Origin of the sequence: Sellimonas intestinalis, from assembly GCF_001280875.1 — a bacterium.
Classification (GTDB): Bacteria; Bacillota; Clostridia; order Lachnospirales; family Lachnospiraceae; genus Sellimonas; species Sellimonas intestinalis.
On the sequence record NZ_LGAJ01000003.1, the window covers coordinates 763917 to 790367 of the forward strand.

Annotated in this window: 21 protein-coding genes; 1 reads left to right on the plus strand and 20 read right to left on the minus strand. The window is 46.1% G+C overall.

Annotation, left to right across the window (positions count from 1 at the left end; all coding sequences use genetic code 11):
* Positions 1–94 precede the first annotated feature (94 nt).
* The 20 genes from AOA56_RS04690 to AOA56_RS04790 all read right to left on the minus strand — a co-directional run bounded on the left by AOA56_RS04690 (position 95) and on the right by AOA56_RS04790 (position 24659).
* A complete protein-coding gene (locus AOA56_RS04690; RefSeq protein ID WP_053769058.1) occupies positions 95–1297 on the minus strand; it encodes an NADP-dependent isocitrate dehydrogenase in 1203 nt (400 codons plus the stop codon).
* 20 nt (positions 1298–1317) lie between these two features.
* A complete protein-coding gene (locus AOA56_RS04695; RefSeq protein ID WP_053769102.1) occupies positions 1318–1965 on the minus strand; it encodes a GntR family transcriptional regulator in 648 nt (215 codons plus the stop codon).
* A 17-nt stretch (positions 1966–1982) separates the two neighbouring features.
* On the minus strand, positions 1983–3371 hold the full coding sequence (locus AOA56_RS04700; protein WP_053769059.1) for a beta/alpha barrel domain-containing protein: 1389 nt from the start codon (positions 3369–3371) through the stop codon (positions 1983–1985).
* Between the two features lie 140 nt (positions 3372–3511).
* Entirely contained in the window at positions 3512–3922 is a 411-nt protein-coding gene (locus AOA56_RS04705; RefSeq protein WP_024732430.1) for a hypothetical protein, read from the minus strand.
* 40 nt (positions 3923–3962) lie between these two features.
* Positions 3963–5177 (minus strand): threonine ammonia-lyase, encoded by a 1215-nt coding sequence (ilvA, locus tag AOA56_RS04710; protein ID WP_053769060.1) that lies wholly within the window; start codon positions 5175–5177, stop codon positions 3963–3965.
* A gap of 38 nt (positions 5178–5215) precedes the next feature.
* Positions 5216–6172 (minus strand): signal recognition particle-docking protein FtsY, encoded by a 957-nt coding sequence (gene ftsY / locus AOA56_RS04715; RefSeq protein ID WP_024732428.1) that lies wholly within the window; start codon positions 6170–6172, stop codon positions 5216–5218.
* Between the two features lie 22 nt (positions 6173–6194).
* A complete protein-coding gene (gene smc, locus AOA56_RS04720; RefSeq protein ID WP_053769061.1) occupies positions 6195–9752 on the minus strand; it encodes a chromosome segregation protein SMC in 3558 nt (1185 codons plus the stop codon).
* A gap of 7 nt (positions 9753–9759) precedes the next feature.
* On the minus strand, positions 9760–10446 hold the full coding sequence (gene rnc, locus AOA56_RS04725) for a ribonuclease III (RefSeq protein WP_053769062.1): 687 nt from the start codon (positions 10444–10446) through the stop codon (positions 9760–9762).
* Positions 10447–10499: 53 nt separating this feature from the next.
* Positions 10500–10733, minus strand: coding sequence for an acyl carrier protein (acpP, locus tag AOA56_RS04730; RefSeq protein WP_024732425.1), 234 nt, complete (start codon positions 10731–10733; stop codon positions 10500–10502).
* A gap of 24 nt (positions 10734–10757) precedes the next feature.
* Positions 10758–11771: a phosphate acyltransferase PlsX gene (gene plsX, locus AOA56_RS04735; protein WP_024732424.1), complete on the minus strand. Its 1014-nt coding sequence runs from the start codon at positions 11769–11771 to the stop codon at positions 10758–10760.
* An 80-nt stretch (positions 11772–11851) separates the two neighbouring features.
* On the minus strand, positions 11852–13087 hold the full coding sequence (locus tag AOA56_RS04740; RefSeq protein WP_024732423.1) for a threonine/serine exporter family protein: 1236 nt from the start codon (positions 13085–13087) through the stop codon (positions 11852–11854).
* A gap of 152 nt (positions 13088–13239) precedes the next feature.
* Positions 13240–14388, minus strand: a complete 1149-nt coding sequence (locus tag AOA56_RS04745; RefSeq protein ID WP_024732422.1) for a YkvI family membrane protein — start codon at positions 14386–14388, stop codon at positions 13240–13242.
* Between the two features lie 81 nt (positions 14389–14469).
* A complete protein-coding gene (gene grdF, locus AOA56_RS04755) occupies positions 14470–15792 on the minus strand; it encodes a sarcosine reductase complex component B subunit beta (protein WP_082349852.1) in 1323 nt (440 codons plus the stop codon).
* Between the two features lie 21 nt (positions 15793–15813).
* Entirely contained in the window at positions 15814–17100 is a 1287-nt protein-coding gene (gene grdG / locus AOA56_RS04760) for a sarcosine reductase complex component B subunit alpha (RefSeq protein WP_053769063.1), read from the minus strand.
* 226 nt (positions 17101–17326) lie between these two features.
* Positions 17327–18016, minus strand: a complete 690-nt coding sequence (locus AOA56_RS04765; protein WP_048621673.1) for a TetR family transcriptional regulator — start codon at positions 18014–18016, stop codon at positions 17327–17329.
* 15 nt (positions 18017–18031) lie between these two features.
* Complete coding sequence (locus tag AOA56_RS04770) at positions 18032–18421, minus strand: GrdX family protein (RefSeq protein WP_024732417.1); 390 nt, start codon at positions 18419–18421, stop codon at positions 18032–18034.
* Positions 18422–18490: 69 nt separating this feature from the next.
* Positions 18491–21580 carry a beta-galactosidase, LacZ type gene (gene lacZ, locus AOA56_RS04775; protein WP_053769064.1) on the minus strand — a complete coding sequence of 1030 codons (3090 nt, stop codon included), beginning with the start codon at positions 21578–21580 and terminating at the stop codon, positions 18491–18493.
* 20 nt (positions 21581–21600) lie between these two features.
* A complete protein-coding gene (locus tag AOA56_RS04780; protein ID WP_048621670.1) occupies positions 21601–22446 on the minus strand; it encodes a carbohydrate ABC transporter permease in 846 nt (281 codons plus the stop codon).
* Complete coding sequence (locus AOA56_RS04785) at positions 22436–23329, minus strand: carbohydrate ABC transporter permease (RefSeq protein WP_024732415.1); 894 nt, start codon at positions 23327–23329, stop codon at positions 22436–22438. Before AOA56_RS04785 ends, AOA56_RS04780 begins: the two co-directional genes overlap by 11 nt.
* Before the next feature lie 28 nt (positions 23330–23357).
* Positions 23358–24659, minus strand: coding sequence for an ABC transporter substrate-binding protein (locus AOA56_RS04790; protein ID WP_069956199.1), 1302 nt, complete (start codon positions 24657–24659; stop codon positions 23358–23360).
* 284 nt (positions 24660–24943) lie between these two features.
* On the opposite strand from AOA56_RS04790, the gene AOA56_RS04795 reads away from it, so the two are divergent.
* Complete coding sequence (locus AOA56_RS04795; RefSeq protein ID WP_024732414.1) at positions 24944–26446, plus strand: response regulator transcription factor; 1503 nt, start codon at positions 24944–24946, stop codon at positions 26444–26446.
* Positions 26447–26451 lie beyond the last annotated feature (5 nt).

Sequence of the window (26451 nt, forward strand, 5' to 3'; positions counted from 1 at the left end):
TTGTTCGCCTATATTGGATAGAGCTTTTATCAAACGCAAACACATGCTCCAGTTCTAGTTTGCTTATTGCTCATAATGATACATCAAGGCAGTACTATTCTGTCAGTCTCTTTGCGATGGCTTTGATGAAATCCTCGCTGTTTAATACGACCGGATCCGGGATAGTGGTAATCAGCGCCAGATCCTTTGTCATTTCTCCCGCCTCGATCGTATCGATGGTAGCCTGTTCCAAACGGTCCGCAAAATCCTGAAGTTCCTTGTTCCCGTCCAGTTCACCGCGCTTTCTTAATGCTCCGCTCCAGGCAAAAATCGTAGCCACAGAGTTGGTGGACGTCTCCTCTCCTTTCAGATGTTTGTAATAATGTCTCTGTACCGTTCCATGAGCCGCCTCATACTCGAAGTATCCGTCCGGAGATACGAGTACTGACGTCATCATGGCAAGAGAACCGAACGCTGAGGAGATCATATCACTCATTACATCCCCATCATAATTTTTACATGCCCAGATATATCCTCCCTCAGATTTCATCACACGAGCTACCGCATCATCGATCAGTGTATAAAAATAAGTGATGCCTGCCTGTTCAAACTGATCTTTGAATTCCACATCAAAAATTTCCTGAAAAATATCCTTGAATGTATGGTCATACTTCTTGGAAATCGTATCCTTTGTCGCAAACCACAAATCCTGCTTCGTATCTAACGCATAATGGAAGCAGCTTCTCGCAAAGCTTGCGATAGAACCGTTTAAGTTGTGCATCCCCTGGATAATACCAGGGCTGTCAAAGGTATGGATCAGCTCTCTTGTCTCGCTTCCGTCTTCCGCTGTATAGACAAGCTCTGCCTTGCCTCTTCCCGGAATCTTCATTTCTGTCCCTTTATAGACATCGCCGTAGGCATGTCTTGCGATTGTGATCGGTTTTTTCCAGTTTTTCACGCACGGCTCAATTCCTTTTACAACAATCGGAGCACGGAAAACCGTACCATCCAGAATCGCACGGATCGTACCGTTCGGACTCTTCCACATTTCTTTTAAGTCGTACTCTTTCATCCGGGCCGCATTTGGCGTAATCGTCGCGCACTTTACTGCCACCTTGTATTTCTTTGTCGCCTCAGCGCTGTCGATCGTCACCTGATCATTCGTTTCATTGCGGTACTCAAGCCCCAGGTCATAGTATTTTGTATTCAGATCAAGAAACGGAAGAAGAAGGTGATCCTTGATCATCTTCCAAAGAATCCTTGTCATCTCATCTCCATCCATCTCCACGATTGGTGTCTGCATCTGTATCTTTTCCATTCATACCATCCCTTTCTTTTCTAAATTTCTTCCAGGTGCAGATTTAAAACAACGTGATGAATGTGCTCTTCCATCAGCCGCTCTGCCCTGTCCTCATCCTGATCCCGAATTGCCGCCAAGATCTGCGAGTGCTCCCGAATTGATTTTTCCGCCCTGTTTTCCACCTTGACAGACATCCGCCTTGCCATCTGCACATAACGGTGAAAATCCGTCAGCACATTTTTCAGCATCCTGCTGCCGCAGGCCTCGTACAAAATAAAATGAAATTTGCCGTCCAGATTGGAGAGCTGTTCTGTCATCCCCTTTTTAAGATAAAACTCTGATAAAAAAATCATCTCCTCCATCTCATTGATCTGCTCCGGTGTAATTCTTCTGGTGGCTAGCCGTGCAGCCAGCCCTTCCAGCCTGGACCGGATCATATAGATATCCTGCACGTCATCCCTGGAAATACCGTTGACATAGGTCCCTTTATTCGGGATGCTTGTCACCAGCCCCTCCAGTTCCAGTTTCCGAAACGCTTCCCGAACCGGAGTTCTGCTCACGCCAAGCTCCTTTCCTACAGTCACTTCTCGAAGCTCATCGCCTGTTTGATATTTTCCGGAAAGGATCTGCTCGCTCAATGTACGAAAGACCTTTCCGCTTAGCGAATAGTTCTGACTCGTTTCCATCACGCTTCCTTTCTTCGTCATAAAATGATTTCCTTTTCCCGGCAGATTTCAGTGATCTTCTGCACCATCTCTTCATCTGTCATTACAGTCACACGGCCGTCGTCATACTGCTCATCCACCCATATTTTAACCGCTGCGACAAGTTCGCAATCCTTTCCTACTTTCCGCTCATCCGGAAGTTTATAATATGTATTGATCCAGTGTGCAATACCCGCAATTCCCGATGTATTGGACACAGAGACCACAGCCGGACAGTTCAGGAACTTACCCGTATCAAAAATATTGTAAATCTCCTCATTTTTCAGAAGTCCGTCCGCATGGATACCAGCCCTCGTCACATTGAAGTTCTTGCCGACAAACGGGGTGTGCTCCGGAATATGATAGCCGATCTCCTTTTCATAGTACTCAGCAAGTTCCGTAATGACGGTCGTGTCCATACCGTCAAGACTGCCACGGAGCTGTGCATATTCAAAGACCATTGCTTCCAGCGGTGTATTGCCGGTACGCTCTCCGATCCCAAAAAGGGAACAGTTCACGCCGCAGGCACCATAGAGCCATGCTGTCGTGGCATTGCTGACTGCCTTGTAGAAGTCATTGTGGCCATGAAATTCAATGAGTTCGCTCGGCACCCCTGCATGAACCATCAAACCGTAGATGATACCCGGAATAGACCGAGGGATCACCGCTCCGGGATAGTTGACGCCATATCCCATCGTATCGCAGACACGGATCTTAATCGGAATCCTGTACTCTCCCATCAGATTCATCAGCTCCAGGCAAAACGGTATCACAAATCCATAAATGTCCGATCTGGTGATATCTTCCAGGTGGCACCGTGGACTGATCCCGATTTCCAGGCAGTCCCGGACAATGGAAAGATAATGCCGCAACGCCTCTCGTCTTGTCATTTTCAGCTTATAGAAAATATGATAATCAGAACAGCTTACAAGAATTCCTGTCTCCTTGAGACCGATTTCTTTGACAAGCTCAAAGTCCTTTTTGCTTGCGCGGATCCAGCTTGTCACTTCCGGAAATTGATAGCCCTTCTCTAAACACTGATAGACAGCGTCTCTGTCCTTTTTACTATATAAGAAAAACTCGCTTTGGCGGATCTTCCCTTCCGGGCCGCCAAGTCTGTGCAGATAATCATAGATCGTCACGATCTGCTCCGTCGTATACGGTGCACGGGACTGCTGTCCATCCCGAAATGTCGTATCGGTGATCCAGATCTCATCCGGCATGGAATGTGGCACAATACGGTCGTTAAACGCAATCTTCGGAACCTCATCATAAGGAAAAAGATTCCGGAATACGTTCGGCGTATCAACATCCACCAATGGATACATATGTTCTTCGAGCTGCAATAAATTATTATGGTAGTTCATGTAAACTTTTCTATTATCCATTTCCTTCACTCCTTTTCATTTTGTATAATTGTATACAATTATACAAAATGTGTCAACCCAGAATATAACATTTCTCCAATAAGACGTGAAAAAACTCCCCACCAAAGATCCGGTCATATGACCGCCCGGTGGGAAGCTCTTTATATTCTTCTGCGCTCATATTTGATTTTTGTTCTAAGACACTGTTCCAGATCCAAAAACATTCTGTCCGGATCGCTGCTGTCAAGCGTATAATCCAGACTCTGCGCCACTGTTTCCAGTACTGCCTCTGTCATTTCCGAGCGATTCTGCTGCAGCAGAATCAGCTTCTCTTCATTGGAGTCCGCATTCAGAAAAGCATAAAGAAGCCCTTGTTCCGGATCCTCTCCAGCTTTCTGAAACTCTTTTGTAAAATAAGGTACCGTCACTGCCTGCAAAATTTGCGTCTCCTTCTCCTGAAAGATCAGAAGCTCCTCTCCGGTCTGGCAGTGTCTTGCCATGCCAAGATACCGATAGACAGTTCCTGACAGGCTGTGGTAAATTCCACCTTCCTCCGGCCGTAAGTTTTCCACGGCGTTCCCTCCTTTTACAATTTTCTTTTACAGTCCCATCTTAATACAGTTTTGTCGTAACAAGCTTCGGACGGAATCCATTGTTTTCCAACGCTTCCAAAATCTGATGTTTATGCTCGGTTCCGAATGCTTCCATCGTCACCCTCAGTTCTACTGCCGCATTCCGGTTTGTGCTGACAAACTGATTATGCTCCAGTTTAATGACATTGCCCTGGGCGTCTGCAATCGTCTTTGCCACCCGTACGAGCTCACCCGGCTTATCCGGAAGCAGGACGGAGACAGAGAAGATCCGGTCTCTCTGGATCAGACCATGCTGTACGATAGAAGCCATGGTGATGACATCCATATTTCCACCGCTTAAAATGCAGACTGCCTTTTTCCCTTTCAAATCTAATTGACGCAGTGCCGCAACAGAAAGAAGGCCGGAATTTTCTACCACCATCTTGTGATTCTCCACCATGTCGAGGAAAGCACCGATGAGTTCATCATCATCCACCGTCAGAATCTGATCCACATTTTTCTTTGCGTACTCAAATGTCAAGCTTCCTACCCGTTTTACTGCAGTACCATCTGCAATCGTATTTGCGCTCGGAAGTGTAACCGGCTCTCCTGCTTTGAGAGCAGCTTTCATGCTGGCCGCTTCAGACGGCTCTACGCCGATCACCTTAATCTTGGGATTGAGCATCTTGGCAAGGGTGGATACTCCCGCGACGAGCCCGCCTCCACCTACCGGTACAATGATATAGTCCACTGTTGGAAGTTCCTGCACAATCTCCATAGCAATACTTCCCTGTCCGGTGGCTACCTCCAGATCATCGAACGGATGAACGAACGTATAGCCATGCTCTTCTGCCAGTTCATAAGCTCTGTTGCAGGCATCGTCATATACATCGCCATAAAGTACGACATCTGCCCCCAGATTCTTCGTGCGATTCACCTTAATCAGCGGAGTAACTGTCGGCATGACAATCGTCGCCTTGCATCCAAATAGCTTTGCTGCGTAGGCTACGCCCTGTGCATGATTCCCCGCGGATGCGGTAATCAGTCCCTTTGCCTTCTCTTCTTCGGTGAGGGTACTGATCTTATAATATGCACCCCGAATCTTATATGCGCCTGTATGTTGCATATTTTCCGGTTTTAAATAGATCTTGCCTCCAGTCTCTTCACTTAAATACTCACTGTACACAAGCTTTGTCGGATTTGTCACTTTTTTGACAAGCTCACTTGCTTCTTCAAATTTTTCCAATGTCATCATCGCTGTAACCTTCTTTCCTTCCGTGTCACTGTTTCCTTTTACTCTTCTTCCCCATCTTCCTCATGTGAATCCGCTGTAAACAAGGCGTTTACAAAATCATCCGGATCAAACTTCTGCAAGTCGTCGATCGTCTCGCCAACTCCGATATATTTTACCGGAATTCCAAGTTCGGACTGAATGGCAACCACAATTCCCCCTTTTGCGGTCCCGTCCATCTTTGTCAGTACAATTCCTGTAATCTCCGCTGCCTCCGCAAACTGTTTTGCCTGAGACAGTGCATTTTGTCCTGTCGTCCCATCCAGAACGACCAGAGTCTCCCGGTATGCGTCCGGATATTCTCTCTCAATGACACGATTGATTTTTTTCAGCTCTTCCATCAGATTCTTTTTATTGTGAAGACGTCCTGCGGTATCACAGAGCAGCACATCTGCCTTCCTCGCTTTTGCGGCAGCCACCGCATCGTAAACGACGGCCGCCGGATCTGAGCCTTCCTGTCCCCCTATAAATTCGGCATTAGCCCGATCTGCCCACTCTTTAAGCTGGTCACCCGCTGCCGCACGGAATGTATCCGCCGCCGCAATCACAACCTTTTTCCCATCACTTCGAAGCTTGCCCGCAAGCTTTCCGATGGTAGTGGTCTTTCCAACTCCGTTGACACCAATCACAAGCACAACGGATTTCCGATTTTCAAACTCATAGGCCGTCTCCCCGATCTGCATCTGGGCTTTGATACTGTCAATCAGAAGCTGCTTGCAGTCGGCTGGCTCCTTGATGTGCTGTTCCTTTACCTTCTCTCTAAGATCATCGAGAATCGCATACGTTGCTTTGACTCCAAGATCTCCCATGATAAGAATTTCTTCCAGTTCCTCATAAAACTCTTCATCAATACTTGAGAAACCATGGAACAGGCTGTCCAGACCAGATACAATATTCTGCCTTGTCTTTGTCAGACCAGATACCAGACGCCGAAAGAATCCTTTCTTCTCCTCTGCCATATCTCTTTCACTCCTTTATTCTTTATTTACTAAGCTGGTTTTCCAAAAGATCAACTGAAACAAGGGTCGATACTCCCTTCTCCTGCATGGTGATTCCATACAGTCTGTCCGCCGCTGTCATTGTTCCCCTTCTATGGGTAATAACGATAAACTGGGTATTCTTTGTCAGCTTGTGGAGGTACTGAGCAAACCTTGTGACATTGGAGTCGTCAAGAGCCGCCTCTATCTCATCCAGCAGACAGAACGGTGACGGCTTTAAGTTCTGAATCGCAAACAGCAGCGCGATCGCAGTCAATGCCTTCTCTCCTCCGGAAAGCTGCATCATGTTCTGAAGCTTCTTTCCCGGTGGCTGGGCGATAATACGGATCCCGGCCTCCAGGATATCCTCATCCTCCAGAAGCTCAAGTGTTCCTTTCCCTCCACCGAACAACTGCTTGAATACACTGTTGAATTCTTCTTTGATCTTTGCGAACTCCTCTTCAAACTGTCTCCTCATAGCAGTATCCAATTCTTCAATAATCTGCTTTAATGTCACTTCCGCTTCAATGAGATCCTCATGCTGGTTCTTTAAGAACTCATAGCGTTCCTCCAGATTTTTAAAATCCTCAATAGCATTGACATTGACATTGCCAAGGGCGCGGATCTCAGAGCGGATTCTCTGGATCTCCTTTTTCATAAACAAAAGATCCCCCGGCTCTTCTTCCCGATACTGAAGTGCATGATTATATGTGATCTCGTATTCCTCCCACATATAATTCATCTGCTTTTCCATCGTCTCAGATAGGCTGTCCCGCTTACCTCCGAGACGAAACGCCTCTTTATCCAGATCGGACATCGTCTCAGAAATGACGTCCCGTTTACTCAGAAATTCCTTATGTCGTCTGGAGAGCGCTTCTTTCTCCTTTGCGCTTTCCTGTAATTCCTGTTCAATCTCTTCGATCAGCTCCCCGGCATTCTCTATTTTCTGCCTTGCCAGCCCCATCTCCTGCTCTTTTTCTCCAATCTCCCGCTTGTTGTCTCCCTGGTTGTCCTCCAACAACTTCTTTTCCTGTATGTATTTCGTATATTCCTGTAAAATACGATCCTGGTTTTCATTTAGGAAGTTTTCTTTTTGTCCCAGCTCCACAAACAGAAGATGCGCTTCCTCCGCCCTCTTTTGCAGAATCTGTTCTTGTTCTTTTTTCTCCTCCAGTACCCTCTGTTCTTCCTCGGTCTCCCACTTTAACTTCTTCTCCAGTTCTTCCGAAGTGCCAAGTTCAATCTCAATCGAGTCCTGATTCTCCTGAAGTTCCCTTAATTGGCTCTCCAGTCCTTCATTTTCATGAAGAAGGACGGATTTCCGCTCCGTAATGGTCTTCTGGCGGCTCTGCACCTGGGAAAGATTCATCCTGGCTGTATTCTGCCGGACATAGATTTTCTGCATCTCTTCTTTGAGTGCATCCATCTTTGTATAGTATCCGGCACGTTCCTGCTTATGGGTCTCCAAAGAAGCGATCGCCTCATCCAGATCTTTCTTTAACATCTGCACCGTCTTTTCAAACTCCTCGATCTCCCGACGTCTGCTTAAAAGGCTGCTGGAATTCTTAAAGGCTCCACCTGTCATAGATCCACCCGGATTTAACAGCTCGCCCTCTGGCGTCACCATCCTTACACTCTGGCGGTATTTCCTCGCCAGATAGATTCCCACGTCAATATTTTTTACGACAACAGTACGTCCCAGCAGGTTCTTCATCAGATCATGGAACTGCCTGTCCGTCTCAACCAACGTGTGAGCCAGTCCGATGACGCCATCTTCTTCCAGAATCTCCGGCTTTAGAAACTCCGATCCCCGGACACTTGTCAGCGGGAGAAACGTCGCCCGCCCAAATTTATGTTGTTTCAGAAAGGAAATCATCCGCTTGGCTGTCTCCTCATCTTTTGTCACAATATTCTGGATATTGCCTCCAAGAGCCGTCTCCACCGCCGTCTCATATCTTTTATCCACACGGATCAGATCTGCCACAACACCTAAAATTCCCGTCTCCCGGCTCTTTTGCTCCATCACCCGGCGGATACTATTTCCGTATCCTTCGTACCGTTCCGTCATATTTTTCAGCGATTCCAGCCGGGACTGCTCTCGGTGGTAAGCGCTCTGTCCGATTCGGATCTGTTCATTTTCTCGGGTGATTTCCTGCTGAAGACGGTTGATCTCGCTTTCATATCCGGCAATCGTCTCCTGACAGGTACGAATCTCCTGAGACAATGTCTTCCATTCACTTTCGTATTTCTCATAATCCGTCCGGTACACCTCTGTCTCCTGGGTAATCGCCAGAAGCTGCTTGGCAAGCTCCGCCTTCTGTACACGAAGCTGCTCCCGTAAGGTGTGAAAATGCTGTAGCCGTGCTTTTGTGGAAGCACGTCCGGAGAGAATCTGCATGATCTCATTTTTCTTCTCCTCTGTAGAGAGACTGATTCTTGCCATCTCTTCCTGGAGATTGGTAAGCGTTTTCCTCTCTGACTCGCTCTGGGCTTCCTTTTCCCGCATCTGATCTTCCAAATCCTCCCGCTGAGCTTTCAGATCGCGAAGCTCTTCCTCCCGCTTCTGAATCTCCGCCTCTACGGTCTCTTTTCGCTCCACGTAATGGGCGTCGCTCGTCCGGACACTTTTGATCTGCTCTTTTAGCAGATCAATCCGGTTTTCGTACTGCTGTCGAATCAGCTTCGTATCGTTTAACTGCTTTGTGGCAGTCTCCATCGCAAGATCGATCTCCTCAATACGGCCTTCCACTTCAGCGTATTCTTCTTTCATGGCTTCATACTGCTTCTTTGTCTCCGCCAGCTCTTCCTCGGCTCTTGAAAGCGCTTCCAGCGTCTCTTTTTCCTGAGCCCGTAACGTCTCCGTCTGTACAAGAAAAAGATTGATATCCAGCTTTTTCAGCTCTTCCTTCTTTTTCAGATATTCCCTGGCCGTCTCAGACTGTTTCTTGAGCGGCCCGTACTGCTTTTCCAACTCTGAGAGAATGTCTGTCACACGGACCAGATTCTGCTGCTCTTCTTCCAGCTTTTTCAGAGAAGTATTCTTTCTCCTCTTAAATTTTACAATCCCGGCCGCCTCATCAAAGAGCTCTCTTCGCTCTTCTGGCTTTCCGCTTAATATTTTATCAATCTGCCCCTGGCCGATGATGGAGTAGCCTTCTTTCCCGATTCCGGTATCATAGAAAAGCTCATTGATATCCTTGAGTCTGCAGCTTCTCCCATTCATCAGGTACTCTGACTCCCCGGATCGGTAAAGTTTTCTCGTCACCGTCACTTCTTCAAAATCAACCGGAAGTTTGTGATCGGAGTTATCCAGTGTGATTCCTACCGATGCATAACTTAGTGGCTTTCGGTTCTCCGTCCCGGAGAAAATAACATCCTGCATATTGCCGCCCCGGAGCTGCTTTGCCCTTTGCTCACCAAGTACCCAGCGCACCGCATCCGCCACATTACTCTTTCCACTGCCGTTTGGTCCTACGATACCGGTAATTCCATTATGAAACTGAAAGACAATACGATTGGCAAATGACTTAAATCCTTGTACTTCAATGCTTTTTAAATACATAGCGCTCCTACTGTTTCTCCTGTAATCTCAAAATCGCCTGGTACGCAGCCTGCTGCTCGGACGCCTTCTTTGTCCGTCCTTCCCCTTCGCCGTAGGTGCGGCCCCCGATCCTGACCGCTGTGCAGAATGTCTTATTGTGATCCGGTCCTTCTTCCCGGATCAGCTCGTAGGAAACGTGCTCATCGGAACTTCCCTGCACGATTTCCTGCAGGATAGTCTTGCTATCAAAAAAGAGCTTTTTATTTTCCAGATCATTTAAAATGAACCGGTGTATAAACTCTTTCGCACTAGCAAACCCACCATCCAGATAAATCGCCCCAATCAACGCCTCCATGGCGTCTGATGTGACAGAATCTCTCTTTCTTCCTCCGGTCGCCTCTTCGCCCTTTCCAAGAAGCAGATATTCTCCCAGATCAATATCTCTGGCGCAGAACGCAAGAGCAGGCTCGCAGACCATACTTGCCCGCTTCTTTGTAAGCTCTCCTTCCGGCATCGTCTGATGCTCAAAGAATAAAAATTCGCTGGATACCACCTCCAGAACCGCATCTCCCAAAAACTCCAGCCTTTCATTACATTCATGCTTTTTCATATGTTTTTCATTGACATAGGAACTGTGGCGCAATGCATGTTTTAGCAGTTCCTGATCCTGAAAACAGTATCCGATTTTCCCTTCCAGTTCTCTGATTTTTCTCATAAAACCCCCAATTAACACGAAAAAGCCCTCACGGGCTTTTCCGCATATATGTTTTAGTTATTTGCTGCCGTCCTGATCTGCTCTACCGCATCTCCCACTGTCACGATCTTCTCAGCGTCATCGTTATCGATCTCGATATCGAACTCTTCTTCAATTCCCATGATAATCTGGAAAATGTCCAAAGAATCTGCTCCCAAATCGTCAACAAACGTGGTCTCCATTGTAATGTCTGAGGCGTCCACATTTAATACATCTGCGATAATCCCCTGCAATTTTTCAAATTCCATAGTTACATTCCTTCCTTAAAAAGTTTATTCTTTCTCTTTCTGAATGCTGTCTCTGATCTTCTCATTGATCTTCTGCTCTTTGAATGTCACACACTGGATAATGGAATTGCAGACCTCACGTGCTTTAGAATTGCCGTGTGTCTTTACTACCAGACCATTCAGTCCCAGAAGCGGCGCTCCTCCGTATTCCCCTGCGTCAAATCCCTTCATCGTCTCTTTCAGTGCCGGCTTTACAAGAAGTGCCCCGATCTTTGTCCGAAGACTCTTCATCATGCCTTCTTTGATCTTATCAACGAGTACGCCTCCCACGCCCTCATAAAGCTTCAAAATGATATTTCCCGCAAAAGCTTCGCAGACAACAACATCCGCGTCTCCATATGGAATATTACGCGCCTCAATGCTCCCGGTGAAATGAATCTCCGGGCATGCCTTCAGCATCGGGAACGTCTCCTTCACAAGTGCGTTACCCTTCTCCTCTTCGGCTCCAATATTGACAATCGCAACCTTCGGATTCTTCACACCCATGACGTTCTCCATATAGATCGAGCCCATCTTCGCAAACTGAACCAGATGAGATGGTCTGGCATCCACATTTGCTCCACAGTCAATCAGCAGAGAAAATCCTTTCTTCGTAGGTAAAAGCGGTGCAAGCGGCGGCCGTTCTACTCCTTTGATCCTTCCCACGATCACCTGGCCTCCCACAAGGATAGCTCCGGAACTTCCTGCGGACACAAGGGCGTCCGCTTCTTTCTGCCTAACCATATTCATCCCGACGACAAGCGATGAATCCCTCTTTTCCCGGATCGCCATCACCGGCGGCTCCGCTGTCTCAATCACCTCGCTGGCGTTTCTGATCTCGATCTGTTCTTTGTCGTAAGTATATTTCGCAAGTTCTGCCTTTATGATATCCTCTTTTCCGACAACCACCACACGGATATCCTTACGTTTATTGACCGCGTCCACCGCACCTTTGATGATCTCTGCCGGGGCATAATCCCCTCCCATGGCATCAAGTGCCACTTTTGTGTATTCCGCCATGCTTCTACCTCCTAGCATTCTACCAGTAATTCTACTAGACATTGTTATAAAAATCAATGCTTTTCTGATAACCTTCGTGTTTATGAGTTCTTAGTTACACGAAATTCCCGTTTTAATGTGCTCATTATGACCCTGGATACAACATCCACGATATTGAATCCAAATGCAATCGCAAGACACGTAGTCGCGAGCAGCACCCCTTCGCTGGATATCAGAGCTGAATCATTGCTGACAAATCCATACATCATATAGTATAGGTTCGGTCCTGGAATCAACGGGAATACAGATGCCGTCAGAAAGATCGTTGACGGCGCTTTATTAACTCTTGACATGATAAATGCGTAAAATCCAACAAAGACAGCCGCAATCAGCGTGGCCAGGAAATTGCTCGGTTCAATCTCATAAATCAAAGCATAAATTCCCCATGTAATAAAAGCTCCGACTCCGGAATAAAAAACTTTTCTCCCCCGTACCTTAAACCACATGGCAAACCCAATACACGCAATCGTACAGGAGATAAGCTGCATCGGAATGCTTGGGGTCAGCATAAATCCTTCTTCCAGCCGCTCGTGAAAAAGCAGCATTGCAAGAGCGATTCCGAGTGCAATTCCCGTAGCTCCTAAAATAGAATTCAGAATATTAATGGATCCTGAAATGAAATCTCTCTGTAAGAGTTCTCGGAAACCATTCGTTGTGCCAAGGCCACTAATCAAAAGCATGACGATTCCGATCATAATCCGATCCGGGTGAGTTCCGATCCCGTTTCGAGTTGCCAGGATAATAATGACCTCCGAGAGAAATGCAAGAATTAAGTTATAGATCATCAAGTTGCCTTCCCTCATACTCAGCCATTTTCCGACAAACACAATCATTAAAGAAACAATAACTGCTACGATCGCATCTGCAAATCCACTTCCAAAAAATACGGCAAATCCAGCACCCCCCATAACTCCAGCTACATAGCGCAGAATCTCCGGCTGCTCCGGGAGGCTGATGACTTTGTCAAATTTAGCCTTGAGATGATCCGCATCCGGCTTATGGGCGCATACATATCTGGAAAGATCGTTCAAATGATCCAGTCTGTCAAAATCATTCTCAAATGACTCGATATGCCGTATCTGCGTGATTAACTCTCCTTCCGGCGTCTTGGCCGAAACCTGAATATTGCTCGGAATGACAAACACATCGTATCTGATAAAGCCATAACTTTTCAACATTCGATAGAGGGCATCCTCCAGCCGATAATTCTCCGCCCCGCTTTTTAGCATTTCCTCTCCAATATCCAGGATTCCTTCAATGATTCTGTGATAATTCATCCTCCTACCTCACTCCACTTCCTTTTTTCTTCTTGAATCCTCTCATATTTTAGCAAAAAACGCGTGCTTTTTCATCCTTTTTCTAAAAGATTTTTCGTTATTTTCCCAGAAAAAACAGCAACCATAATGGTTGCTGTTTTTTATCTTCTTCCTTAAGCCTTTTTCTTCTTTTTCAACAGATCCGTAATATTCTTCTTTAGCATAAAGAGAATCAAAATCGCTCCTACATATCCGTTGATAACATAGATCACATTAACCAGTGTTCTGAACGGAAGGAACAGACCGACAATCAATCCGACAACCGCAAGAATCACAGTCAGGATACGAAATTTTGACGTTCCCTCTTTTGCGAAGCGGGATGCAGGATTGTAGAGCAGAGGAACTGCTGTCGTATAAATACCGGCAAATACAACAATCGCAAAAATCGCCGAGAACGGTTTCCAGATCTTCATGGCAAGGATCAGGTTCGGAATATCAGCATTCCATACAAAGGTGCTGTCGCTGCCTGAAAGCGGAGTGTTGATATTTGCGATCTGAGCAAAGGAAATCAAACCAATCGCCACACATACTGCAACGGTTCCGCCGATAATACCGTAATTGAGATCTTTTTTCTTGTTCTTAGAACCAAGAGCTGCCGTGAAGCTTGCAAACCACAAAAGAACGAATCCAGCGTAGGATGCAGCAGAGATAAACCAGTTTGCTCCTGCGTTCTTGATCGTCTCTCCACCTTCTGCTCCCGCATAGGCGCTGTTCTTGATCACATCAAGACCAGCAGCGACATTGCCGCCATCTTGGATACAGGTAACAAGACCAATAAAGATACAAAGGACAACGATGATTGGTCCCACCACACCGATGGCGTCAACGAGAGAATTCAGTCCGCCGATTACGGTGATGGTCGTCAGGATGGTCAGAATCACTGCGCCTGCCCAGGTAGGAAGTCCGTACTCCTGGTGCAGTGTGGATGCCGCTCCTCCGATCATTACCCAAAATGACATATAACAAAAAACCGTGGAATAGTAATCGCAGAATGTACCTACGTATTTTCCGCAGAAATATTTGTACACGTCGTTCCCATGTTCAAAATGCTGCTCCGCACCTGCTTTTGCAAAGTTGAAATTGTAATACAAAAATGCAACCGCAAATCCAAGAATAACCAAAATGGACTGCCAGCCATAGGCTGTAAAATACTGAATAATTTCCTGTCCGGTTGCAAACCCGGAACCGATTGTAAACGCAATCACGGCTCCAGCCAGAATCAGAACTCTCTTCCAGTTCACCGCACCGCTTTCTTTGCCCATAGAGTCCCCTCCTATCCTTATAAATTCAATGTGGGTACAGTACAGATGCACCGTACCCACAATTTCCTGTCTGTTGTTTATTTAGAAGTTATCTTTTTCAAATACAGTCTGACCGTCTACTTCTGTCTGAAGTGCTTTTAATGCACGACGAACCATTCTCTTACGTATCTTCTTGGAATCCACTTCGCCCTGAGTAGGATCACCCAGCGGATACGGAATACCAACGCCCGGAATAATTCTGTTTGCTCCAATTGTAAGGGAAATCGGAACAACCGTCGCCATATGTACGACAGGAACCCCATATTTTTCGATTCCTTTTACCATCGTTGCGCCGCAACGAGTACAGGTACCTCATGTGCTGACAAGGATAACGCCGTCAACATGCTCCTGTTCTGTGAGGATCTTACCAATCTCATCTCCAAATTTTGCAGCGGATCCGGTAGCTGTTCCGGTTCCGGTTGTTGTACAGAAGAAGTTTACAAGTTCACCGAACTCTCCGTCTTTTTCCATTTCGCGCAGTACATCAAGCGGAACAACCAGGTTCGGATTCGCCATGACGAACTGACGGTCGTATCCACCGTGGATTGTTGTGAAATCGTCCGGAGACAGGGCGTCCATTCCTTCGATAGAGTACACACCGTACTTCGTCGCGTTGGAAGACTCAATATGATCCGGGTTTCCTACCGGAACAACTCCACCGGATGTAACAACAGCGATCTTTGCGTGTTTGATATCTTTGATCGCCGGTGCAGGCGGTACCCTGTCGAACTTCGGCATCGGAAGGTCTGTCTCAAACGGTTCACCTTTCATCTTCTTAACGAGCATCTTAATCGCACGAGCGGATCCTCTCTCTTCCGCAAAGTAGTTGACACGGATTCCTCTTTCGTGATAGTTCTCCTCCGCAGGTCCAAGGATCTCTGCTCCTGTAGCCATCTTTTGAATCAGATTGACGATGGAAGGTAGGACTTTTCTCATCGTAGCGGCAGAATTTCCTGTCTTCACTGTGATCACGTCCTTACGGAACATATCAACACCAGGGTTCTCCTCATATGCTGCTGTCAGCACCGGAATACCAAGTCTCTCTTCCACAGCTTTACAGATCGTACCGCAGGCAACACCGTAACGTCCGGCATTGAATGCAGGTCCTGCAAAAAATACATCCGGTTCATATTTCTTTACCATATCGATAATCGTATCTGTCGCTTCATCCAGGTTTTCACCGAAATAGTTGTCACCGCAGATCACGGTAGCTACGATCTCGTAATCCTCACCAAGAGCCTGTGCAAGAGCCGCGCCTGGTCCGAGTGCTTCTTCTCTTACTTCCGGTTTGTAATCTGCCTTTTCCTCACCGCCAATGCCGGCAAAGAACTGGTTAATATAATGAACAATTTTATATTTTGCCATGTTGGTTCCTCCTTCCAAATATTAATATCCTTTTGCCGCAAGGTGGTTGAAGCCATTTGCAATCGTAGAAGCGATGATAATCTGAAGCTCTGCTTCAAAGGAACCATCCTCATTGACACATCCTGCCCATCCGCCGATCTGGCTTTCGATATAATCCATCGTACCGATGACCTTATCCATTACCGGGAACTGTAATGTTGCGTTTCCCTGTCCGCAGGAAGCAAGTGCGTCTGCTTCATCGCAGGTATCTGCAAGTGACTGGGATTTTCCGTCTTTGCCTGGGAACTCGTCTGTAATCAGAACGACTTTGACGCCCTTCTTCTCAACTTTCCGACAGTTCATCATCAGGTCAGTATCCGGATTTCCATAGCCTTCTTCTGTGATCAGCACGCCGTCCAGTCCCATCCACTCTGCCAGCTTTGCTACCATGTCGGAGTGTCTCTCTTTGTCGGCAAGGAATACGTTCTCATTGGTAAGGATTACGCCCATAAAGTTGATATCTTTTCCATGGTGTTTGTAGCAGTCCTCAATCACCGGATTGTGGAAGTGGTGGTATGTCGTAACCTTATCACATGGGGCTACACAGTTACCGGAAACGATCGCACCGTCCATAATTTCGGTCGGGTACATAAATGTAGGAACAAACTGTTTTGCGTCAACACCATAATAATATGTATCGTGGAGAAGTCCCTGAGACTGAAGCATGTGGATATATCCAACCTTCGGGAGATCCGGGTACATTGCTGCCTGCTCGAAAATCGGCTTTGTCTCGAATGTCTCCAAAGTATCCGGCTCTACATTTCTTCCGGTCTCTCCGAGGTATGCCGCAACTTTCAGTCCTGCCATTCTTCCGGCTTTCTCATATACGTGTGTCTCAAGTCCTTCCTGAGGTTCGATTACTACACAGAGATTTACGGTCTTGGAAAACGGGCAATAATCCGCTGCAGGCCCGCTCATGTCAATGACACCTTCCTGGAATCCGACAATCCGTCCAACGGTAACAACGCAGCATCCGTCCAGCGCATGCGTTCTTCCTTCTCCGACTGACGGCGTTACTTTTCCAACAACTCCTGGGAATATCTCTCCGCCCGATACTTTTACTCTTGGTTCAATGACATCCTTCACAGGGGTGATGCGGGTGCTGTCTCCCGGACGCGCGATGTCGAGGCTACATCCAATTAATTTGTCGTCTTCCAGAACAAGCTCTTCCACTTCTTCCTTATTGACATAGAGCACATGATCTTTCACATATGTCTTTTCTGCAAATTGGATATCGTCGATCTTAATCTTACCTAATTCCAATTTCATAGGTAAATCCCTCCTTCTTTGTAATCGCGATAACATTAAGTCAAAAAAAAACTTTGTTATCTTTTTTCATGTTCTTTATGTTCATTATATGCTGTTGTCTTACAATTATCAAGCTTTTTTATACATTTTATCTATACATTTTTTCGATAACTTCTATAAGTACAGCAATTCCGCCAAAAAAGAGCAGATTCCGGCCTGTTATTGCTTTCCCGAAACCTGCTCTTCGTTAAATTTGATACGCTTTATACCCTTTCAGATCCTTTGCCAGCATTCGAACCAGATCCTCAATATCACGAATAAACTGACGTACTCTTGCATTTACTTCCTCTTCTTTGATTCCATCATCGCAGACTGTTTTAAAATATCCTTTGAACAAAAGACAGACCATCCGATTGAGAGATACCGCATTTTCATACCCAATGGCATTGGAACGGATACATTTTCTGCACATTTCAAAATCACGCCCCATGAAGTCCGCTGTCTGGAGCATCTCATGAAAAACCCGGTTGGACAGCTCCAGATTTTCAGGAAACATCTGATAGTACTCCCGGATAGAAACCCTCAGCTTCGTGTTATTGTTGGCAAAAAATAACAGATTATATGCTTCCGGTTTCCGGAATGCCTCCATAGAGTAGCAATACCACACCCCAACATAGATATCCCACACATTCCTCCAATGCTTTTCTGCCGCATTGAGCCGTCGGATATAGTCATTCATCTCACCTAATTCCGCATAATACAGTAGTTCATCCCGGCTGTCAAAATACCGGTACAGGCTCGCTGTTGAGCATCCCATCTCCTTTGCGATCCGCCGAATAGTCACTGCCTCGATTCCCTCCCGGTGGATGATCTCATTTGCCTTGGCAATATAATCCCTTCTCGTCAGTCCCTTAAAATATTTTTTCCTTTCCTCCATACCTGTCGCCTGCCTTTACATCAGCCTTGGCACGATATTCTCAATCACAGACAGGTCGATCGTCTTGAAATCTTCCGCTACTGATTTCTGATAGTTGTGCGGTGTGGCCGCGATCTCCTGCCACTGGTCATATGTCTCAATGCATTTTTCGATCAGCATGATATCTTTCATATTGTCCTCTTCCCCTTTCGGATATACCATGATGGACCGATATGGCGTCTGATTCGGCTTTAGGCTGGATGCCTGCGGATGAGTCAGTAGGATATGACGGTCATAGACCAGATCCCGGACTTTCAAAAGAACGTCCCTGTAGGAGTCCAGAAGCAGCACTTCCATATCCTCTCTATATTTTTCATAGACTCTGTCATTATTTGTCACCAGAGTCACTTTTTCCATATTCCACATTGTCATGCGCCTCTTTTCGTTGGTTTCATTTCATCTTAACATAGAAAAGAGGGAGGGACAAGGACTTCTTTATGCAGTTCTGCCATTTTGGAGCATCCGTATGGAAAAGGAGAACGTCCTGGTTTCTTCCCCGCTTAACCTATAAGGTTTATGTGCCCACGCTCCCCAACTATTGTCTCCTCCTACCCCGGTCTGCTGCTCCAGAATCCTCAGAACAGATGCATACGGTTTCGGAAGCTCAAACCAGTGTCTGGCTCCCTCCAGCTCGTGACAAGTATAAGGAAGAACGGAAAATTCAAAAGGCACCGCACTCTCCACCCGGATCCCTGTGTCGGAAGAGTCTGTCAGGGCTACCCACCTCGTCTCCACATGATTCCCACATTCCTGCGGAATCAGATACGGCGTACAGCTTAAGGCAGAAGTTGTTTCAAACCGCCCCAGTCTTCCTCCAGCCTGACGATCCCGATAGGTTTCCTGAGGTCCTTTTCCATACCATGTGATGTGGGAAAACGCTTTCGGCAGTTTCCAGGAAACGCCAAAACATGGCAGATCAGGAAGATTTTCCATACCAGTATACGACTCTGTCACATCCATATTCCCTTCTCCGTCAATCTGTATCCGTAATCTGCACTGAGCGGTTTCTCCCAGCGTATAGATGGTATCGATCACCGCATGATGGTCTATCGTACCGCACGTGACCTCTTTTACTTTCGGATACAAAGACGCCATCTTCCAGAAATGACATTTCTCCGTCATGCGATATCCTTCATCGTTATCTGTCGGCGCTCTCCAGAATTCCGGTGACAGCGTATGTACCGGATCATACACCAGCTCTTTCTCCCCGATTTTCCAGGAGACCAGTTTTCCAGTCGCTTTCTGGAAAGTAATCCGAAAATCCGCTCCCACTACGGAAAAAGAACTATCGCCATCCACTGTCCGAAGCAGAGGATGCTTGTTTTCTTCTCTTTTGCCTTTCTCTTCTTTTTGTTCTGTGGTCTGACCGAAGCAGATTTCCTCCCCACGTTTCACATAAGGAGTGTCTCTCTCCATGACAAGAGCTGCTGTTCTGACATATTCTCCTGCCTCTGCCTTTTCTGGAATCGAAAGGTCCGCCTCTACGAAAACCGTACTCTCCGGTTCGATCACAAGAGGCGCTTCTCCGGATTTTAATACCCTTCCTTCTTTTTCCAGCCGCCAGACGATTCGGTAATACTCTCCGTTCTCAAAAAGCTGTAAACTTCGGATGGTAACTCCTGTCTCTGAAGGCGTAAGTTTATAAGGCTGATACAGATACGACACCTCCTGCATCTTCGGAGAGATGGTCCGATCCGCGAAGATTACACCATTCCCGCAGAAATTATAATTGGTCGGGCGATCTCCAAAATCGCCTCCGTAGGCCAGATATTCCTTGCCGTTTGGTCCTGTCTGGTACAGTGCTTGGTCAATGTAATCCCATAGAAATCCTCCGCTGTACTGCGGATATTTGTCAAATAGTTCCATGTACTCCCGCAGATTTCCGCAGGAGTTTCCCATGGCATGAGAATACTCGCACAAAAGGTACGGCTTTTCCGGATGATCTTTCAGATACGCTTCTGCTTCCTCAGGCGAGGCGTACATCCTGCTCTCAAAATCTGTTGTCCTACCCCATCTGCGGTCATGGCATACATTTTCGTAATGAACCGGCCGGCTGTCATCTCTTTTCCTGAAATACATACTCATCTCATACAGGTTTTTTCCGCTCCAGGATTCATTCCCTACACTCCAAGAGAAGATACAAGGATGATTTTTGTCCCGTTCCAGCATCGCACGGGCTCGGCTCATCACTGCTTCATGCCACCGGGGATTGTCCCCTGGCAGCGTGTGGTTAAATTGTTTCAGATGCCAGGTACCATGAGTTTCCAGGTTCGTCTCATCCATCACATAGATGCCAAAGCGGTCGCACAGTTCATACCAGTAACTCTGATTTGGATAGTGGCTCGTCCGCACCGCATTGAAATGGTTCCTCTTCAAAAACCGGATATCCCACTCCATTTCCTCTTTCCCGATTGCCCGTCCTTTTCTGGCAGAAAACTCATGCCGGTTCACTCCATATAGACGCAGACGCCTGCCGTTAAAAAGCAACACCGAATCCCGGATCTCCACTTTCCGAAATCCAACGTCCTGCGGAACACTCTCATAGATTTCTCCCTCTTCGCCATACACCGTAAAAACAAGCCGATACAGATAAGGTCTCTCCGCACTCCATAACTTTACATCCGGCACACATACTGTCATCTGGATATCCTCCCGGTCTATCAGCAATTCTCCGGACATGATTTTCTCTGTTTCTTCAGATACGGTGTGTTCCATGCGGATCTTTCCATCCAAAAGTTTCCAGATAATCTTCCCTTTTCTGCTTTTCAATACCGCCGGATCTCCTTCCAAATCAAACCGGACCTTAAGTTTTCCCTCTGTCATCTTCTCATCCAGACAGGCCGTTACCTCCAGATCCCGAATGTGAAGCCCCGGAACCGCAGTGACAGATACATCCCGCATGATCCCTCCCATCCTCCAGAAATCCTGATCTTCCAGCCAGCTCCCAGAGGAAAAACGCGACACTTCCACTGCAATTTTATTTTCCCCGTTTTCTACAAACGGGGTAATCTCAAACACCGATGGCGTATAGCTATCCTCCCCATATCCTACATAGTGACCGTTAATCCAGCAGTGAAAGGCCGTCTCCACTCCCTCAAAGGTAAGCAGTAGCTTTTTCTTTTTCATCTGCTCCGGGATAGAAAAATATCGTACATAGCATCCTGTTGGATTGTAGATCTGCGGGATGCCGTGAGGCGTGACCTCCTCGATCCCGTCCCACGGATAGTCCGTATCCGTATAATGGGGACGTCCATAGCCTTGTAATTCCATATGGGCTGGGACAGAAATGGTATTCCATCCATCGCAGGAATAGTCGTTTCTTTCAAATCCATCCGGTACACTATCCGGATTCGGAGCATAGAAAAATTTCCATGCTCCGCCCAAACTCATCCGAAGACGCATTTTTTCTTTTTTCAGCGCCTCCTTTTCCGTCTCATACCACATATGATCTGATACCGGCCGTAACCGGTTCTCCGCAAAAAATTCCGGATCCGCCAGATGCTGTTTTATTTGTGATCGTTCCATACACATTCCTCTTTCTGATCCTACTTGACAGATCCCATCATACTGTTGACAAAACTTTTCTGCATCAGGAAAAAAATAGCCGCTGATGGGATGGTCGTGATGATGATTCCAACCATAATCATTCCGTAATCCGGAGTGTACGCAGTTCCTAGGGAACTGATCAGAAGCGGAAGCGTTCTCTGATCTTTGGTCTGTAACGAAATTAATGGCCACATATAGTTGTTCCAGCTTGACATAAAGGTGATAATGGCCGCTGCCGCATAAGTGGATTTCATCATTGGCATATAAATCTTAAAAAAGATCCCGAATTCTCCCAGACCGTCAATCCGGGCCGACTGGATAGTCTCCAGCGGAAAGTTTTTTGTGTTCTGCCTGAAAAAGAAAATTAAAAATGCCGTACTAAGAGCAGGAAGCACCACTCCTAGTTTTGTGTTGAGCAGATGCATACTGTTGAACATCTTAAACATCGGAATGACAAGAGAAGATGTCGGTATCATCATGGACAGCAAAATCAATGAGAAAAAGAACTCCTTCTTTTTGCTCTGGAAGATCACAAAGCCGTAACCCGCAAAAGAGCAGATCAACATACTCAAAACCGTAATGAATACACTGAGAACCGCAGAGTTTTTCAGGCATGTCAGCAGATCTCCCGCCTCCAGAAGATTTTTCAGATTGTTAAAAAACTGATTCCCCAAAGACATCTTTCCAAGGGTAATATCCATGCTTTTGTTTGTCGCCCCGATCAGCATCCATAGAAACGGGAACACACAGACAATGGAGACAACGATCAAAAAAAGGTATTGGACGCCGTAAATTACTCTTCTTTTTGCTTTTCCACTATAGATTTCTGTATGTCTAGTTGTCATTTCGGTCACCACTCACTTTCATCTGAATCAAAGACAGCACCGCAACCATAATAAAGATTGCATAGGAAACAGTCGCCGCGTATCCAAAATCCGGGGCGTATTTAAAGGACAGGTTGTAAATATACTGGGAAATCGACATCGTACTGTTTGCCGGTCCGCCGGAAGTAATGTTCACGACCTCGTCAAATAACTGTAGCGTCCCTGTTGTAGACATAATCGCAGTCAGAAGGATGACTGGCTTTAGCAACGGAACGGTAATATACCAGAATTTCTGCCATGCCCCTGCACCATCGATCTCTGCCGCTTCATAAACCCCGCGGTCAATATTCTGCATACTGGACAGATAGAAAATCATATTGTATCCGGTCCATCTCCAGGTGATGGCAAAAATAATCACCACCTTGGCCCAGAATGTCTCCAAAAGCCAAGGAATCGGTTCACTTACGATATGTAGTGACACCAACACCTGATTGATAATACCGTCTGTCGCGAACATGCTTTTGAACAGCAAAGAATAAGCCACCAGGCTTGTCACGCACGGCACGAAAATAGCTGTACGGAAAAATCCGCGGAATTTCAGCCTTGGATTATTCAGGATCGAAGAAATAATCAACGCCAACACAAGCATGACCGGAACCTGGATAATAAAATATGTAATCGTATTGATCGTACTGCTGATAAATACCGGGTCCTGAAACAGGCGGATGTAATTATCCAGTCCCGCAAATTCTACGACTGTTCCTTTTCCTTTCTGCAGCGACATCAAAAAGGCGCTGATCATCGGCCATAAGACAAGCCAAAGGAAGAGGACAATGGATGGGAGCACAAACGCCCACCCATTGTTTGCAAGCCGGAACCATTGTTTTGATGATCTTTTGTTCATAACTTATACTCCAACTCCAAATCATAGTTTACTGTATCTGTGATTTCACAAGGTCTTCTACTGTTTTCAGCATATCCGGAATACTCGTGGAATCGTTCAGGACATTTGCCATCTGCGTCACAAGCGTGGAATCCACCTCGTCAGAATAGACTCCGACTGAAATCGGTGGAACGTGCTTTGCCCATTCCGCAAAGTTAGCCCAGATCGGTTCTCCACTGAAGTATTCTACCGGTTCCTTATACGCTTCGCTGGACTGCGCCGGAATATAAGCGCCAATCGCCCCGATTTCAGTCAGAATCGTCTCATAGAATTCTGTATCGTTTGCATAGATTTCATTTAAAAAGTCCGCCGCGATATCACTGTTCTTTGCATGTTCCAAGACAAGCCAGTTGGAACCTCCACGATTCCCATAATTCGTACCCTGCTCAATATTTAAGCGTGGCATCCTTGTCACTTCCCAGAGTCCGGACTGATCTTCCTGTGCGGTGATGGTCGGTACAATCCAGCATCCGCTCACGATAGAAGCGACATCCCCATTATTCAGGGCAGCCGCCATATCTCCCCATCCAGTTGTAAGTTTGATCACTCCACTGTTCATCAGTTCTTTGTAAATACGACATCCTTCCTCAATCACCGGATTTTCTGCGATATTCAGATCTCCGTCTTCTTTAAAGTACCAGGTTCCCGAGGACTGCATAAAATCACGCATAATCGTCATACTGTTCGGATCCATTGTCATCAGGTCTTTTCCGGTCACTTCTTTGACTTTCTTTCCGATCTCAATCAGCTCATCCCAGGTGATATCCGTCAGATCCTCTTTCGTGTAACCGGCCTGTTCCAGATAATCTTTCCTGTAAAACAGTCCTTCTGTCCCGATATCAAACGGTACTCCGTATACGCCATCATCCATGGTCAGAACTTCCACTTTGTATTCCGCAAAGTTGGAAAAATCCACGATATCTGACATATCCTTGAATTCTCCCGGATAGGACTGGATGTACTTCTGGACATTTGCATCCTCACTTAAAATGATATTCGGAAGTCCGTCTGTGATACCGGAACTCAGATTCGTGTTGAGTTTCTGAGTAATATCGTCATATGCATATTCCATTATTTCGATGTCGACATCACTGTGCTTTTCTTCATAACGTTTTGCAGCTTCTTCCATCACCGGGATATTGTATTCCACATCCCACGCCCAGACGACAACCTTTTTCTTGCCATCTGAGGAATCCTTCGCTCCATCTCCGGATGAAGAAGTTCCACATCCCATACAAAGACCGGCTATCATTGCCGAAATCAATAAAGCAGATATTACTTTCTTTCTCATCTTCTCTCCTCCTGTATTTTCTGTCGGTTTCATTGTTTCCCATGGCCATGTATTTAGATAAAATATTATCGTCTTTCTGCACAAAATTATAGAATCTTTTTCTTTGTTTTTCGGATTTATTTTTGCTTTTTGTTTGGTATCTGTCATTTTCTGATTATTTTTTGATCTTTTTCTGAATTATTTTGTTATATTTTGGCAGTCGGCATTTTTTCAAAGTGATTTGATGTTGGAATCTTTTTCGTATGGTATAATCAAAAAAACAAAAGCGAAAAGGAGCGTGCCAGATGAGACGTTTGATGATTATAGACGATGAATTTATCTTTCGCCAGGGTCTGAAATATATGATGGACTGGGAAGCAAACAATTATACGATCGCCGGAGAGGCTTCGAACGGAAAAGAAGGTCTGGAACTTTTTCTGAAACTCCAGCCCGATATCGTACTCTGCGACGTTGTCATGCCGGGAATCAGCGGCATCCAGTTTGTCGCAATGCTCCGCCGCTATTCCAAAGCCCCGATTGTAATGCTCAGTAATTTCAATGAATTTGACAAAGTGAGGGAAGCTTTTCAATACGGGGCTTCTGACTATCTTTTAAAAAACCGGGTGACAAAAGATTCTCTGCTTGAATGTCTGAACCGATTAGGCCCAGCAAAGGAGTCGCTCCTATCCGGTCAAACAGAAAAAACCTTCGGACTTCTGGCAAGAAAAGTACTGGACGGGTATGCAAATGGGGATTCGGACTCTTTCTCATCTTATGTTAAGAAACGACTTATAGGGCAGTATTACTGTCTCGCTCTTCTCGCTTCTCCCAAACCGGATTTTGAAAGTGAAGAAGATCTGCAACAGATGCTGGACCGTAGCAGTACCGACGTACCGGCTCTCTCATGCTTTACTACTCAGAATCATGCCGTCGTGCTCTGGGCCTTCTCTTCTTCCGATGCGAACATCCGGCCTCTTCTTAACTTGATGGCTTTCAGGCTGCGTCATACAAGCTGTGTAATCAGTGCCCCGTTTCAAGATCTGTCCTTGTTTCGTGAAAGGGCAGAAAAGCTTCTGGATCTCTGCGGTTATTCTATTTTATATGAGAATCAGCTTTGCTTTTTTGAAAATGATCTGCTTTCTTCTGAAGAATCCGCCCCTCCATTTCAGCAGGAGCGCTACACCTGCTATGCCGAGCATGGATGCTGGCAGGACGCCTGCGATTTGATTCTTGCTTATATGATGGATCTGAAAAACAGCACGAAAATGAATCCATTCCGGTTTAAAAAGTTTGTGGAGCATACCTTTTACAGCTCCCTGAGATACGCAAGAAACCAGGCACAGAATTTTTCGGAAATCTCCCGGGTCGAATTGAAGCTTTTTAAACAGCTAGACTACATTTTCACCTTTTCACAGTTCTGCGAAGCTGTCACATCTGCTTATGGGGAACTGACTGTACTGTGTTCCGGTTCCCAGACACCGGATCTGATCTTTACAGAACTGGATGACTACCTTGAACAGCATTATATGGAGCAGGTCAGCCTATATGATCTTGCTGACAATCTCCATATGAACTATTCCTATCTCTCTGCCTACATCAGCAGAAAAACAGGGAAACATTTCAGCGAACATCTGAACGATACACGTATCCGCCATGCGAAAGAGCTTTTAAGTGTCACAAATTTCAGCATTAGCTATATCAGTGAAACGATCGGATATGCTGACCAGAGTTATTTTGGAAAAGTATTTAAAAAACAAGTGGGTATGACCCCCCTGCAGTTTCGCAATCAATACCAGAGAAAGGACTGACATTT

Excerpts from the sequence above, each read along its gene's own strand:
- plsX (WP_024732424.1), bottom strand. The coding sequence starts at position 11,771 with ATGGCGGAATACACAAAAGTGGCACTTGATGCCATGGGAGGGGATTAT.
- AOA56_RS04785 (WP_024732415.1), bottom strand. The coding sequence starts at position 23,329 with ATGAACAAAAGATCATCAAAACAATGGTTCCGGCTTGCAAACAATGGG.
- AOA56_RS04745 (WP_024732422.1), bottom strand. The coding sequence starts at position 14,388 with ATGGGCAAAGAAAGCGGTGCGGTGAACTGGAAGAGAGTTCTGATTCTG.
- AOA56_RS04795 (WP_024732414.1), top strand. The coding sequence starts at position 24,944 with ATGAGACGTTTGATGATTATAGACGATGAATTTATCTTTCGCCAGGGT.
- AOA56_RS04740 (WP_024732423.1), bottom strand. The coding sequence starts at position 13,087 with ATGAATTATCACAGAATCATTGAAGGAATCCTGGATATTGGAGAGGAA.
- grdG (WP_053769063.1), bottom strand. The coding sequence starts at position 17,100 with ATGAAATTGGAATTAGGTAAGATTAAGATCGACGATATCCAATTTGCA.
- AOA56_RS04695 (WP_053769102.1), bottom strand. The coding sequence starts at position 1,965 with ATGGAAACGAGTCAGAACTATTCGCTAAGCGGAAAGGTCTTTCGTACA.
- ftsY (WP_024732428.1), bottom strand. The coding sequence starts at position 6,172 with ATGGCAGAGGAGAAGAAAGGATTCTTTCGGCGTCTGGTATCTGGTCTG.
- smc (WP_053769061.1), bottom strand. The coding sequence starts at position 9,752 with ATGTATTTAAAAAGCATTGAAGTACAAGGATTTAAGTCATTTGCCAAT.
- AOA56_RS04780 (WP_048621670.1), bottom strand. The coding sequence starts at position 22,446 with ATGACAACTAGACATACAGAAATCTATAGTGGAAAAGCAAAAAGAAGA.
- AOA56_RS04700 (WP_053769059.1), bottom strand. The coding sequence starts at position 3,371 with ATGGATAATAGAAAAGTTTACATGAACTACCATAATAATTTATTGCAG.
- acpP (WP_024732425.1), bottom strand. The coding sequence starts at position 10,733 with ATGGAATTTGAAAAATTGCAGGGGATTATCGCAGATGTATTAAATGTG.
- lacZ (WP_053769064.1), bottom strand. The coding sequence starts at position 21,580 with ATGGAACGATCACAAATAAAACAGCATCTGGCGGATCCGGAATTTTTT.
- rnc (WP_053769062.1), bottom strand. The coding sequence starts at position 10,446 with ATGAGAAAAATCAGAGAACTGGAAGGGAAAATCGGATACTGTTTTCAG.
- AOA56_RS04770 (WP_024732417.1), bottom strand. The coding sequence starts at position 18,421 with ATGTGGAATATGGAAAAAGTGACTCTGGTGACAAATAATGACAGAGTC.
- AOA56_RS04690 (WP_053769058.1), bottom strand. The coding sequence starts at position 1,297 with ATGGAAAAGATACAGATGCAGACACCAATCGTGGAGATGGATGGAGAT.
- ilvA (WP_053769060.1), bottom strand. The coding sequence starts at position 5,177 with ATGATGACATTGGAAAAATTTGAAGAAGCAAGTGAGCTTGTCAAAAAA.
- AOA56_RS04790 (WP_069956199.1), bottom strand. The coding sequence starts at position 24,659 with ATGAGAAAGAAAGTAATATCTGCTTTATTGATTTCGGCAATGATAGCC.
- AOA56_RS04765 (WP_048621673.1), bottom strand. The coding sequence starts at position 18,016 with ATGGAGGAAAGGAAAAAATATTTTAAGGGACTGACGAGAAGGGATTAT.